Genomic DNA, 14,926 nt, shown 5'->3' on the forward strand with positions numbered 1-14,926 from the left:
CAATTACCGAAATAATATCGCAAAACAGGTTTTAAAAATTCTCTGTTTTGTACAAAAATTAATTAGTTCCCCAAGGGGGTTCTGAACAGTTACCATAATTTTTTGAATTGTGTAAAGCAAAGTATGAAGTAAAACGTATGCAAAAGTTGGTACTGACAAGCAAGAGCGAGAAATGGAGCGATTGAATGGAAAAATTCGAAAGGAAATAAAATCAACAGCATCTTATAGAGACGCTGTCAAGGAAATTCAAGACATCATTTTACACTGGCGAAAGAAACCAGACCAAGAGAAAAAAGAGATTTTTCAAAAGTATATTGATAAATGGGTATGTTAGGTGGTCAATAGTGGATATATTCCCACATACGGACGAGGGCATAAGGCGTACTTCCTGTCGTATCGAACCACGTTGAGACGGTAGTATTGATGTCAAGGGTAGATAAGTAAGCGTGTAATAAGATAAGTAAATAAAGGCTTTCCGTGATTTGAGGTCTGGTTCTAAGCCGGAAGGATAATCACGGATTTTTACTTTGAGGGAAGTTATCCAAGAGTGGTGGATTACTCACCGGATTTACGAATTTGAATATAGGATTGGTGGGTTGATAAGATTGCTAGCAAAAATGTGGTGAGTTGACAAGATGGCTATTGGCTTGAATAGATAAACAAGATTGAAATGCACTTAAAAAGTAATTACTTTTTAAGTGTATATAAAGGTTGAAATAACAATGTCTATATATTATAATAAAAAGAAAAGGTGGATTTAGGTATGGATAAGGAAGATAAAGCCCAAAAGCAACCAATGGAGTTTTATAATATGTCAGATTTTCTTAGAGGACAATCCTCGAAATTGATCACAGGTTTATCAGATGAAGATAAAACTGCTTTTGTTTTGAAAAACGGAAAGCCTGTAGCAGTGCTTATTTCTCACGAGAGATACGAAAGGTTATTAAAAGCAGGAATAGATATAACTGAATACTAAATATAAAACAATTAAGAGATGAGAGAGGTTAAATGAATGGCCGTGAAAAAATCAGAATTGTATTCCCTATTATGGGAGGCTTGTAATAAATTAAGAGGTGGAGTAGAACCTTCAAGGTATAAAGATTATGTGCTTGTTTTGTTATTCTTCAAGTATGTATCGGACAGATATAAGGGGCAACGTTTTGCTGAATTTACAGTAAATGAAGGTGCCTCATTTGACGACTTGATTGCTGCAAAAGGTAAACCGGATGTTGGCGAAAGAGTAGATGTAATTCTTCAAAAGTTTCTAGAAGATAATAAGCTAGTAGGAGCGCTTCCTGATGTAAGCTTTAATAATCCGGATGAACTAGGTTCTGGCAAAGAACTAGTTGATAAAGTTTCTGGTCTTATTGCTATTTTCCAAAATCCTGCAATCGACTTTAAAAGCAACAGAGCTAGTGGTGATGACATCATTGGGGATGCATATGAATACTTTATGATGAAATTTGCTCAAGAGTCTGGTAAGAGTAAGGGACAGTTTTATACACCTAGTGAAGTGTCACGTATTATTGCTAAGCTTATTGGCATTGGCGATATTAAACAAGAGACAGGAAAGAAATGGACTCTTCATGATCCTGCGGCGGGGAGTGGATCATTACTTATTCGTTCAGCAGATGAAGCACCAACTGATGATAATGGTGATTCCATAGTTACAATATTTGGACAAGAAAAATATCCTGATACTGCTGGTTTAGCAAAGATGAACTTCATCCTACATAACAAAGGTACAGGAGAAATCAAAAGTGGGAATACATTAGCAAATCCACAATATACTGATGATTTTGGTGGACTTAGAAAATTTGATTTTATTGTCATGAACCCCCCATTTTCTGATAAAGACTGGACTGATGGAATTAAACCATCTGAAGATAAATACAAGAGGTTTGATGGTTATGGCATTCCACCAGAAAAGAATGGTGACTATGCTTGGTTTCTACATGTTCTAAAAGCGTTGGAAAGCAATGGTAAGGCGGGGATTATTCTGCCACACGGTGTTCTCTTTAGAGGGAACTCAGAAGAAACCATTAGAAAAGCGGTTCTTGAGAAGCGATACATTAAGGGGATTGTTGGTCTGCCAGCAAACTTATTTTATGGTACAGGAATTCCTGCTAGTATTATCATAATCGATAAAGAAAACGCTGATAAACGTGAAGGTATCTTTATGATTGATGCGAGCGATGAGTTTAAGAAAGACGGAAATAAGAACCGCCTACGTGAACAAGATATTGAGAAAATTGTGCAAACCTTTATTCACCAAAAAAAAATTGAGGGATACTCTCGCTTTATTACCTATAAAGAGGTTTTAGAAGAGAACGAAGGAAACCTTAATGTGCCTCGGTATATCCAAAAAATAGATGACACATTACCTCAAAACATTGCGTCACATCTTAAAGGGGGTATTCCAGAAGTCGATATTAACTCTTTAGAGAGACTCTGGAAAATATCACCGCAGTTAAGACAAGAGATATTCACTTGTGTTGATGAAGAACATAATATCTATAATCTTGCTATAAAACCAAATGAAATTGAAACAGTCATTTCTGAAGATGAAAATATAAAGGTTGAAAAGGAGACTGAATACAGTTCTCTATTTGAGACGTGGAAAAATAAAGTAAAAGATTCATTACTCAATATTAATACAGATACAAATCCAAAAGAATTAATTCGAAGCTTGGGTATTGAAATTTTGAGAGATTTTGAATCGGCAAAACTTCTAGACAATTACGATGTGTACGACTTCTTGCTTAACTATTGGAATGAGAAAATGCAAGATGATGTATATGTAATAAAAGCGAGCGGATATGATGCGGGACGTGAGATTGAATATGTATACGCTCAAAAGAAAGCTAAAGATGAAAATGGAGAAGAAATAAAAGTCGATGATACTTCGAAAATGAAGTCTTTTGAAGGTGCTTTAATTTCGAGAGACATTATTGAACAGGAGTATTTTGAAACTCATTTAATGGCTCTTAATGAGCTAATCGAAAAATCTGCATTGCTTGAATCTGAACTGGATGAAATGAGAGAAGAAGAATCAGGTGACGAAGGTTTGCTTATAAATGCTTTGAATGAAAAAGGTGACGGTATACCTAAAGCAAATCTGAATAAACAAATAAAAGAACTTGAAAGTAAAAAGACTTCTGAAGTAATAGATGACATTACAAAACTTATTGAATTATTTGACGCAGGCAGTACTTCAGAAATGGAAAAAATCGTCAAATCTAATATTGAGCTGAAGACATATGAGCTTAGAAATAAGAACGGTTCATTTGGAAAGGCTAAGTTAAGAAATGCATTAAAAGAAGCAAATGACAATGCAATAATGCCAGAAACATATGTTGAAGAATATAATGCTCTTCTTTCTTACCAAGCTAAGTTAACTGAAAAAGAAGAAGCTGATAAAGCGATTAAAGATTCTCAAAAAGAACTGGATGATCTAGTACTTGCTAAATACGGGGAACTAACGATTGATGAAGTAAGGCATTTACTTTTTGACAAAAAGTGGATGGCAAGGCTTGAAAGCGACATTATTGATGCGATTGACCAGGTGCTGAATTCTCTTGCCTCTAAGGTTTTCTTAATTGCTAAACGCTATGAGCACACATTAGGCGAGATTGAAGAAAAGACAGCTCAGTCAAAGGCTAAGGTGAAGTCCGCTTTAGAAAGGATGGGATACACATGGTAACTTATCCTTCTGATTGGGAAATTAGTCAAATTGATAAAATAGCTGACATTACTACGGGATGTAGAGATGTAAAGGATAGCGTTAAAAACGGTAAATACCCATTCTATGTCAGATCTAAAGATGTGGAACGTATAAACTTTTATGATTTTGATTGTGAGGCAGTGTTAACTGCAGGCGATGGCGGAGCAGGGAAGATTTTTCACTATAAAAACGGTAAATTTGCAGCCCATCAACGGGTATATGTTATTAGTAAATTTGAAAAAGTTGACGGAAAGTATTTTTATTATTTTTTCTCGAAAAACTTCCTGCAAGAAGTTGAAAAATATACTGCGAAATCAACGGTTGATTCTGTAAGACGTCCAATGATAGCGAATATGGAATTTCCCTTACCACCCTTCAAAGAACAACAAGCTATCGCTTCAGCATTATCGGATTTTGACGAGCATATCGACAATCTCACCGAACTAATTGAAAAGAAAAAAGCAATCCGTGACGGGGCTTTAGAGGACTTAGTCAGTGGTAGGACAAGACTTGATGGGTTTAATGGTGAGTGGATCAATGTAAAATTGTCTGACTTTGCACAAATTAATCCTTCTTCCGCACTTCCAGAAGTCTTTAAATATGTCGACTTAGAATCTGTCAAGGGAATAACACTCATGGGGTGGCGGGTTGAAAGAAAAGAAACTGCTCCATCGAGGGCTAAGCGACTAGCTCAATTTGGTGATATTTTCTTTCAGACTGTACGCCCATACCAAAGAAACAATTATCTATTCGAATTGTCAGATGAGGATGTTGTTTTTTCTACTGGTTACGCTCAATTAAGAACTAAGAACGATGCCAGATTTCTTTTTTTACTTCTGAGACAGGATGATTTTGTTAATGAAGTACTTGATAACTGTACGGGTACTAGTTACCCTGCAATTAATCCGTCAAAATTATCTGACATAAAAATATATGTTCCAATAGATAAGAATGAACAACAAGCAATTGCTGAAGTTCTGACAGCAATGGATGAAGAAATAGAATCTCTTAAAATAGAAAAAGAAAAAATGATTCAAATCAAAGAAGGTGCAATGGACGACCTCTTAACAGGCCGTGTGCGCCTTAATGTATGAGGAGGTAAAGGCTATGTCTGTTGATTTAGAAAGAAAATTGCAAAACAAGGTCCTTCACTGGTTAATAGATAAAGAGGAAGACGGAGGTCTAGGTTATACGTATCTCGGAAATCTAGAGGATCAGAATAACAAACCTATCAGAGAAGATTTGCTGAAGAAGAATCTTGAAAAACGTGGTTATTCGAAAGACCAGATTTCCAAAGCTGTAACTGAGCTTGTTTCAAAAGCGAGCAATCAAGTGGATAGCCTTTACCAAATCAATAAAGAGGTCTATTCCCTACTTCGCTATGGCAAGCAAGGTGTTAAAGACGAGAATAAAAATCGTCAAACAGTCCATTATATCGACTGGAACAATGTCGAAAACAATGATTTTTATGCTGCTGAAGAAGTAAGTGTTCTCTGCTTTAATCAAATAGAGAGAAAACGCCCTGATGTGGTGCTGTATATAAACGGTATCGCTCTTGGCATATTTGAGTTAAAGCGTTCATGTGTGAGTATTGGTGAGGGAATTCGTCAGAATCTCACAAACCAAAAAAAAGAGTATATTCAGAACTACTTTAGCACTACGCAGTTTCTCTTTGCAGGTAACGAAGCAGAAGGACTGAAGTATGGAACAATCGAAACTCCAGAAAAGTATTATCTGAATTGGAAAGAAGATATTAAAGCTAGTGATGAACTTTCTGCGAGTATTAAAGGTATCCAATCCAGAGAAAGAAATAAACTAAGGGATGGTGTAATTTCTCTTTGTCATAAAGAGAGGTTTCTTTCACTAATCCACGACTTTATTATTTTTGATGCTGGAGTGAAAAAGATTGCAAGACATAATCAGTATTTTGCTAATATTGCTGCTAGGAAAAGAATCCTTTCGGGTGAAGGTGGAATAATCTGGAATACGCAAGGTTCAGGAAAATCCCTAATTATGGTATGGCTTACTAAGTGGGTTATTGAGAATGTAGCAGATAGCCGAGTGGTAATCATCACCGACCGAGATGAGCTTGATGACCAAATTGAAAGCCTGTTTATTGATGTAAATGAAAAAGTACGAAGAACAAAAAGCAGTGCTGATTTAAGAGAGATTCTGAATAAAAATGATGATTCTATTATCTGCTCTTTGATTCATAAATACGGACATAATGCAGGTAAACAATCTGACGTGGATCAATATCGTAAAGAATTGATAAAAGACCTCCCTGCTGACTTTAAAGCAAAAGGAAATATTATAGCTTTTATTGACGAGTGCCATCGTACTAACTCGGGAAAATTGCATGAGGCTGTAAAAGTACTGATGCCTGAAGCATCACTTATTGGTTTTACAGGTACTCCACTACTCAAAAAAGATAAAGTAACGAGTCTTGAGACTTTTGGACCTTACATCCATACTTATAAATTTGATGAAGGTGTTCAAGATGGTGTTGTTCTTGATTTACGTTATGAAGCAAGAGATGTTGACCAAGACTTATCTAGTAAAGACAAGGTCGATTTATGGTTTGACAATAAAACCTTAGGTCTTACAGATAGAGCAAAGATACAGCTGAAACAAAGTTGGACTTCAATCAACAAATTATATAGTTCAAAACAAAGACTTGAGAAAATAGCTAGCGATATCATTTTCGATATGAACTTAAAACCTCGTCTAAAAAATGAGCGTGGTACTGCCATGCTTGTGGCCAACAGTATATATGAGGCTTGCAGATACTGGGATATTTTTACTAGCAACGGCTTTAACAAGTGTGCTGTTGTAACTTCCTTTGAGCCTTCAACCGCGAGTGTTAGAACAGCTACGAGTGATTTAAGTCAAGAGGGCGAAGAAGAATATAAGAAGTCTATTTATGAGCGTATGCTTAAGGGCAAAAAATTGTCTGAATTTGAGAAGGAAGTAAAAGAGCAGTTCAAAAAAGAACCTGCTAAGATGAAACTTCTTATCGTGGTAGATAAACTTTTAACAGGATTTGATGCTCCAACAGCGACATATCTATATATTGATAAATCTATGAGGGATCATGACCTTTTCCAGGCTATCTGCCGAGTTAATAGACCAGATGGCGAAGATAAGGACTATGGTTATATCGTAGATTACATGGACTTGTTTCGTAATGTTCAGCTTGCAGTGGCTGATTATACTGCTGAAGCTTTCGATAGCTTTGATAAGGAAGATGTTGAGGGACTTATAAAGAATCGCTATGACGAAGCTAAATCTGAGATGGTGGGTGCAATTGCATCGCTGAAAGATTTATTAGAAAATGTAAGCGATCCTAAAGACGATACGGATTATATTGAGTATTTTTGTGGTGAAAATAGTGAAGACGATGAAAACACTGGTCGCAGAGATATTTTGTATAGTCTTACAGCTTCGCTAACACGCTCTTTTGCTAACTGCAGTGATAAACTTGTGAGTGATTATAGCTATTCAGAGGGGCAAGTTAGCAGGCTAAGGAGTGATATTTCAGGCTATAACAAAATAAAAGAAATGGTAAAACTAGCAAGCTGTGATTATATCGATTTAAAACCATATGAGGCTGATATGCGATATGTCCTTGATACTTACATACGTGCAGAAGATTCTACAGTTGTAAGTGAACTCGGGAATATGTCGTTGGTGGAATTGTTACTTGAAAACACTTCAACAACACCAATAGAGGCCCTGGTACAAGGTCTTCCAGGTAATGAAAATGCTAAAGCAGAAATCATCGAAAATAACTTGCAGCATGAAATTGTAAAGAAGATGTCATCTAACCAAGTTTATTATGGTAAGTTATCAGAAATGCTCCAAGTACTAATCGACCAGAGACGAATAGAGGCTATGAGTTACGAGGAATATTTACGGCAAGTTGTTGAGTTGGCCCAAGCGATTTTGCACCCTGAAGACAGCTTGGATTATCCTGATACCGTTAAGACTAGTGAAGCTAGAAGAGCTTTCTTTGATTATTTTAATAAAGACGAGACTTTAGCAGTAAATATTGATAGTGCTGTCCATAGTGCATTACGTCCTGATTGGAAAAGGAATTTTCAAAAACAACAAAACATAAGGCTTGCTATATATGAAAATTTATTGGTATATGGTTATGACGAAGATGAAGCAACGCAAGAAACTGCTGCGGTCTTCGAAATAGCTGAAAGGCAGGCAGAATATGATGTGTAATGAAGAAATAATTGGTGGGTTGCCAATAGAAATTATAAAAAAGAAAAATCTTAAAAATCTCTATATTAGGGTGAATCCACCAGAAGGCAGTGTGACAGTTAGTACTCCTAGCGATTATCCTGATGAAGAGATAAGGCTCTTTGTATTAAAGAAAATGCCAGAAATCACTAAGGTAAGAGACAGGATGCTGTCACAGGCGCGTCAAACTGAGAGAGAATATGTTTCAGGAGAATCCCATTTCCTGTGGGGAAAGCCATATCGGCTACAAGTTGTCTATGAAGGAAACAAATACGAAATTTCAAAACTACCAAACAAGATAATATTGACTGCTCCCGAAAGATCAACTAAAGAATCAAGGGAGAGGGCATTCAATGAATGGTACAGAGAAGAACTTAAACGAGTGTTGGATGGGGTTGTTTCAAGGTGTGAAACAAAAACAAACCTCCATGCTAATGAGTACAAAATTAAGAATATGAAAACTAAGTGGGGTACATGCAATATTGATAAAAAAAGAATATGGATTAATCTACAGCTAGCCAAGAAACCAATAGAATGTCTTGAATATGTTGTTATCCATGAACTGGTACACTTGTTAGAAAAGAATCACACCCATAGATTCAATTCACTTGTGGAGGAGTTCTACCCTACCTGGAAAGAGGCAAGAAAGTTATTGTCAGAGTTGCCTTTGGATCATATTGAAAAAGGAGAACAGGTAGATTATGAAGAGGAAGATAACTCCAAGTGATGTATTCGATATCAATAAAAAATCAGGTGCTCTAATTCTTGGAAAGAATCGCCTTGATGACTATGCTACAAAATTTCTGACTAAATACTGTAAACAGGCATTGGTTGAACCGATGCCTCTTCCGGTTGATGACATTCTTAAGGATATGGGGCTTACTGTTCAAGAAGTTTATTTATCAAGCGACCTAGATGTTTTTGGATGTTGTTTACTTTTGGATGCAGATGTTGATATATATGACAGGGAAACAGGTAAATATTTATCAACTTCCTTCAGTGCTGGAACAGTATTAATTGACCCTTTGTCCGAGTCTTTATATGGTGAAGGCTCGAAAAGAAATACGCTCATTCATGAAGCACTACACTGGGAAAAAGATAAAACATATTTTCAAATTCTTAAGGTTAAAAATAAAAATGAATCTGAAAAATTATATCCAATTTTATGCCGACAATCCGAGACTTTCTTTACACCACCAGAGGGTAAGAACACAAAAGAAAATGAAGTTCGATGGTTGGAATGGCAAGCACATAGATTAGCTCCTAGAGTCCTGATGCCCAAAAATTGCTTCAAAAGGAAAGCGTTAGAGTTTATTGAGCAGTATAAAGCATCTGGTGAAAATACAATATACTCTTGTGACACCTTGATTGAGGATTTAAGCAGCTTCTTTATAACGTCAAGGCTATCAGTAAAATATAGATTGATTGAAGTTGGTTTAGAGGATATCATATCAGAATTCTCTGATTACAATGATGTATATGAAGAAATCAATAGTAATCAAGATTTTGTTAGATTAACTCCAGTTGAAGCATTGAAAATAATTGATTCAGATTCAACTCTACAGAACTGGATAACAGAGAGACATTTTGTATACGCTGACGGATACTTTGTACTTGCCAACAGCCAATATGTTACACAAAAAGATGGAAAACTCTTTTTAACGCCAAAGGCAAAGAAAAATCTCTCTAAATGTGTTATCAATATTCGTGAACAGAATTTTGTAACATACACTAATACTTACAAAGACTTGCTTGGGTATACGGTCCTTAAGAAGGTTGAAGGCATTGATAGTAGACTTCTTACGTTTCATCCTAAGTACCAATCCCCTTTACTGAATGAACCTGAAGAAACATATCAAGCATTTTCTCAGCAGCTAGCTTCTTATAATGAGGAGGAAGAAATTGAACTCATTAAGTTGCTTGGTGACCCTACCAAAACACTATGTAATTGTCTGTGGTTTTTGATGGAAAATAGAAAGTGGAATTATCCTGATAAGTTTAATGAAGAGACAGGAATCCACAAAAATTACCATGGTAGAATAAAAAATGATAAAGCCAACAATATGACAACGAACGTGTTGATGGCCATCTGTGTTGGTATGCAGTTATGCACGAGGATTACGCAAAAGCTGTTTGATAAATCAAATAATAAACTAGATTATTATAAAGATCCCGATAAGACGTATATTCGTATTATGGATACTATGCCAGGGCTTTCGCTTGATGATTTCAATGGTATTCTAGAGCAATGTGGTATTCAGGAACTAGGTAGTGAAATAAAAGAATAAATAAGTTGATAACTCGATGAGTTGGTTTAGGACCCCGAAAGGGGTTCTTTTTTTATGCCCAAATTTAGAAAAGACTGATAAATAGGCAAATTTGGCCCAACTCAACGAGTTGGTCGTGAAATTTTGAAACCTATTATATTTATAGATGTAAGGGACAAGCCTTACAAAAATATAAATGCGTCTAAAGCTGGCCAGCAGAAGACGGCGGATACATAAATGATTCGAAGATAGCCAATGACAGGCTGTTGGGTGAAATTTATGCTCCTCCGTTTTATTTCCTATACATATTTGTAGGAAGTAACTCTGTTGGTCATTGTTTTCCAAAGATTCATTAGTTCTCCGCTGTCTTCCAGGACGGGATTAGGAGAATCTAATGAGATTATCAATCAGATATGAGAACCAGTTTCAAAGCATCGAACTCAATGAGGAAGAAACTCAGGAGATGTGGGTCAGTCTTTCACTTGAAGGTGAAAATCTTGAAAAGGAAAAATTAATCCAAAAAACATTCGATGAAAAGTTCAACAAGCCGGAGTACAACATCTGGCACAGAGAAACCAGACACTTAACAACTCCTAAGGAGCGCTTCAATGACGATGGTGATGAATACGATACCTCGGAACCACTTATGAAAGAAGTTGCGGATGACAGAATTTTTAGAAAAAACGAAATTGAGCGTGCTTATCAGGATGATTATGAAGGTGTCTGCAAATGGATACGTACTGCTCTTGGCAAAAAACAGGATTGGGCAGATATGTTTATCGCAGTTCGTATTGACGGTGTGTCCATCCGAGAATATGCCAGTTCCATCGGTGTAAGTGAAAACAATATTACTCAGAAATTAAAGCGAGCAACAAAGAAATTACAAGAAGAATATAAATACCGTCAGATTTGACCTTCTCCCAAGGCTACTAGGTAGGAGGTCAAGACCTCCAATAAAAACACAAGGAGGTAATTCGAATGGAATTACAAGTTTACAAAAATGCAGAGTTTGGTTCTGTACGTACTACAACGATTGGCGGTCAACCTTATTTTGTAGGTAAGGATGTAGCAAGCATACTCGGTTATACAAATACCCGAAAAGCATTAATTGATCATGTTGATGAAGAGGACAAGGGGGTAACGAAATGTGACACCCTTGGTGGAAAACAGGATTTGATTATCATCAATGAGTCTGGTCTCTATAGCCTCATCCTCTCAAGCAAAATGCCAAATGCTAAAAAGTTTAAGCGCTGGGTCACTAGTGAAGTCCTCCCTGCTATTCGTAAACACGGACTCTATGCTACGGATGATTTAATCGCAAACCCCGACCTTGCTATCGCAGCTTTTACCGCATTAAAAGAGGAACGTGAAAAGAACAAGGAATTGATGGCAGCCGTTGCGATTGGTCAGCAGCAAATTGCAGAGATGAAACCCAAGGCTACCTATTATGATGTGGTTCTTAAATGCAGGGATGCCGTCAATATTTCTGTGATTGCCAAAGATTATGGTTGGAGTGCCATGCGCATGAACGAATACCTTCATGAAAAAGGGATTCAGTTTAAACAAGGTGATATTTGGCTGTTATATCAAAAGCATGCTCCAAATGGCTACACAAAAACCAATACCCACATCTATGAAGATAGTAAGGGTATCCAACATACGAAAGTGCATACCAAGTGGACGCAAAAAGGCCGACTCTTTATCTATGAACAGTTGAAAGCCGACGGTATTTACCCGCAAATTGAGATGGAGGTGTGATATGGAAATCGATATGAAAAACTCAGAAGGCTATTATGATCCAACTCCCCATGAAGCACTTAGCAATATCACCCGTGAGGAAAAGGCAGCAGCAAAAGCTGCCTTTAAGCCCCTTGTCTATATTTGCTCTCCCTTTAGTGGCGATATTGAAAACAACAATAAGCGGACACGAGCGTTTTGCCGTTTTGCTTTAGATAAGGGCAATATTCCGCTTGCTCCTCACCTTTTATTTCCACAGTTTATGGATGACAGCAATGAGAAAGAACGTGAGCTCGCTATTTTTATGGATATTATCCTGATGGGCAAATGCCAAGAGGTCTGGGTGCTAGGTGATGTGATTTCAAGGGGCATGAGTATTGAAATTGAAAAAGCAAAGAAACGCAGACAGCCGGTCAGATACTTTAATAAAGATTTTGAGGAGGTAGAGTCTCTATGAAGATAGCATACGGCAACAGCCGAATGGATAAAAAGTGGAAAAACACAGACATCAGCTGGGAGGACTTCTGCTCCCGTGTTAAGACCACACAGCGTACCACCGAAACGGTAGAAGAATATCGGAAAATGAGAAAAGGCGGTCAGGATTCTATTAAAGATGTCGGCGGTTTTGTCGGAGGTCATTTAAAAGATGGCAGACGTAAAAAAGGAAATGTTCTATCACGCTCCATGCTCACCCTTGATATGGATTATGGCACGAGTACTATCTGGGAAGAAATCTCTACCTTCTTCCCTTATCAGTGTTGTATTTATTCTACTCATAAGCATACTCCAGAACATCCAAGATTAAGGCTGATCATTCCACTCTTTCGTGATGTGGGAGAAGAGGAGTATGCAGCCGTTAGTCGCATGGTCGCAAAAGAAATCGGCATCGACCTTTTTGATGACACAACCTATGAACCGGAACGATTAATGTATTGGCCGTCTACTTCTAGAAATGGCATTTTTGTGTATGAGGAAAAAGATGGTTCTCTCCTTGATCCTGATGAATTTCTAAATAAATACGATGATTGGCGAGACACAAGTACTTGGCCCGTATCCTCTAGGCAGTCAGAAGTACTTGATCGCTCATTAAAAGAACAAGCCGATCCACTTTCTAAAGAGGGAGTTATCGGTACTTTTTGCCGTACCTACTCAGTAAGCAGTGCAATCGATATGTTTTTAAAGGATATATACGAGCCTTCAGTAATGGTAGGTCGATATGATTATATCCCGGCTGACTCCAGTGCAGGGGTTATCCTCTATGATGATAAGTTTGCCTATTCCCATCACGCAACAGATCCTGCAAGTGGGAGGCTGCTTAATGCTTTTGACCTTGTTCGCATTCACAAGTTTGGTCATTTAGATGATCGAGCGACAGAAAGTACACCACCAAGTAAACTCCCATCCTTTATCAATATGTGCGAATTTGCTATCCAAGATGATGAAGTAAAAGCACAGTTTATGAAAGAGCGGATGGAACAGGCAACAATCGATTTTACTGAAGATAACTGGCAGACAGCACTTGAGCTGGATAAGCAAGGAAAGATTAAGGACACCTTGGATAATATCGTTCTCATCATCCGTAACGATTCAGAACTAGAATCCATTGCTTTTAATAAGCACCGTGATGGAATCGATGCAAGAGACGGACTGCCTTGGGAACAGATGAAGGGTGGCTGGAATGATTCAGATAATGCAGCCCTTAAAGTTTATCTGTCTAATAAATATGGCATCTACTCCCCAACCAAAACAAAGGACGCAATACTAGCAGTCGCAGCAGAGCGATCCTATCATCCTATAAAAGAATACCTGGATCATCTACCAGAGTGGGATGAAATCGACCGCGTTGAGACCTTACTGATTGATTATTTTAATGCAACAGATAATTCCTATACCAGAGCTGTTACCAGAAAAATGATGGTGGCAGCAGTCGCTAGAATTGTTCATCCTGGTACGAAATTCGACAGCGTTTTAATTCTGAATGGACCACAAGGCATCGGTAAGTCTACCTTCTTTGCAAAGCTTGCAGGTGATTGGTTTTCCGATAGTTTGACGCTCACGGATATGAAGGATAAAGCAGGTCCTGAGAAACTTCAAGGGTACTGGATTTTAGAACTGGGCGAACTAGCTGGCATGCGAAAAACTGATGTGGAGGTTGTGAAGTCCTTTATATCAAGATCGGATGATAAATATCGTGCCAGTTATGGTGTGAATGTTGAAAGCCACCCACGTCAATGTATCATTGTCGGTTCTACCAATGCAGAGAGTGGATTCTTGCGAGATATCACGGGTAACCGAAGATTCTGGCCAGTGCGTATTAGTGGTGATGGTAAAAGAAAAGCATGGCAGATGTCCGTATACGATGTAGAGCAGATTTGGGCAGAAACTTTGGTGCTTTATGCCAAAGGTGAAAAGCTCTATTTAGAGGGCAGTGATGTAGAGTTAGCAACGAATGAGCAGGCAGATGCCATGGAAAGTGATGAGCGAGAAGGGCTTGTTCGCACCTACCTCGATACGCTGTTACCCGATGATTGGAATGTCCTGTCCTTATACGAGCGAAGAAACTATCTAAACGGTAGTGAATTTGGTGGGGAATCTCGTGTCGGTACGGTTGAACGTACCCTTGTTTGCAATATGGAAATTTGGTGCGAATGCTTTGGAAGGGATGCCTCCGCCATGAAACCTGCAGACTCCTATGCCATTGCAGGCATTATGAAAAAGATTAATGGGTGGAACAAGTACCAAGGGAACAAGAACGGAACAAGTAATTTTCCCATTTACGGTAGGCAACGTTGTTACGAGAAGAATGAGTAAGGTCGTTCCTTGTTCTTTAGTTGTTCCCTGTGCTTGTTCTCTTAAAAACCCAGTCATTGCTGATGTTTTGGCTTTACTGGAATGAGTGGAACAAGAGTTTTACTACTTAGTAATAAATTAATAAATAGTAGTAGTA

10 protein-coding genes are annotated in these 14,926 nt (G+C 37.8%); all 10 read left to right on the plus strand.

What is annotated here, in order from left to right:
• Positions 1-763: 763 nt before the first annotated feature.
• The 10 genes from BUB85_RS10990 to BUB85_RS11035 all read left to right on the plus strand — a co-directional run bounded on the left by BUB85_RS10990 (position 764) and on the right by BUB85_RS11035 (position 14,790).
• Positions 764-976 (plus strand): type II toxin-antitoxin system Phd/YefM family antitoxin, encoded by a 213-nt coding sequence (locus BUB85_RS10990; RefSeq protein ID WP_047388351.1) that lies wholly within the window; start codon positions 764-766, stop codon positions 974-976.
• Positions 977-1,012: 36 nt separating this feature from the next.
• Positions 1,013-3,703 (plus strand): N-6 DNA methylase, encoded by a 2,691-nt coding sequence (locus tag BUB85_RS10995; RefSeq protein ID WP_073110185.1) that lies wholly within the window; start codon positions 1,013-1,015, stop codon positions 3,701-3,703.
• The gene (locus tag BUB85_RS11000; protein ID WP_073110191.1) at positions 3,697-4,818 is read left to right on the plus strand and encodes a restriction endonuclease subunit S; all 1,122 of its coding nucleotides are present in this window, start codon (positions 3,697-3,699) and stop codon (positions 4,816-4,818) included. The genes BUB85_RS10995 and BUB85_RS11000 overlap by 7 nt, the downstream gene beginning before the upstream one ends.
• 13 nt (positions 4,819-4,831) lie before the next feature.
• Positions 4,832-7,957 (plus strand): type I restriction endonuclease subunit R, encoded by a 3,126-nt coding sequence (locus BUB85_RS11005; protein WP_073110197.1) that lies wholly within the window; start codon positions 4,832-4,834, stop codon positions 7,955-7,957.
• A complete protein-coding gene (locus BUB85_RS11010; RefSeq protein ID WP_242945405.1) occupies positions 7,947-8,702 on the plus strand; it encodes a M48 family metallopeptidase in 756 nt (251 codons plus the stop codon). Before BUB85_RS11005 ends, BUB85_RS11010 begins: the two co-directional genes overlap by 11 nt.
• The gene (locus BUB85_RS11015; protein WP_073110202.1) at positions 8,677-10,263 is read left to right on the plus strand and encodes a helix-turn-helix domain-containing protein; all 1,587 of its coding nucleotides are present in this window, start codon (positions 8,677-8,679) and stop codon (positions 10,261-10,263) included. The genes BUB85_RS11010 and BUB85_RS11015 overlap by 26 nt, the downstream gene beginning before the upstream one ends.
• A 373-nt stretch (positions 10,264-10,636) precedes the next feature.
• Positions 10,637-11,155 (plus strand): RNA polymerase sigma factor sigma-70 region 4 domain-containing protein, encoded by a 519-nt coding sequence (locus BUB85_RS11020; RefSeq protein ID WP_073110207.1) that lies wholly within the window; start codon positions 10,637-10,639, stop codon positions 11,153-11,155.
• Between the two features lie 65 nt (positions 11,156-11,220).
• Positions 11,221-12,000, plus strand: a complete 780-nt coding sequence (locus BUB85_RS11025) for a phage antirepressor KilAC domain-containing protein (protein WP_073110210.1) — start codon at positions 11,221-11,223, stop codon at positions 11,998-12,000.
• Position 12,001: 1 nt separating this feature from the next.
• A complete protein-coding gene (locus BUB85_RS11030; protein ID WP_073110214.1) occupies positions 12,002-12,436 on the plus strand; it encodes a DUF7768 domain-containing protein in 435 nt (144 codons plus the stop codon).
• Positions 12,433-14,790 (plus strand): virulence-associated E family protein, encoded by a 2,358-nt coding sequence (locus BUB85_RS11035; protein WP_073110217.1) that lies wholly within the window; start codon positions 12,433-12,435, stop codon positions 14,788-14,790. Before BUB85_RS11030 ends, BUB85_RS11035 begins: the two co-directional genes overlap by 4 nt.
• Positions 14,791-14,926 lie beyond the last annotated feature (136 nt).

Origin of the sequence: Hespellia stercorisuis DSM 15480 (assembly GCF_900142165.1) — a bacterium.
Lineage (GTDB): Bacteria > Bacillota > Clostridia > Lachnospirales > Lachnospiraceae > Hespellia > Hespellia stercorisuis.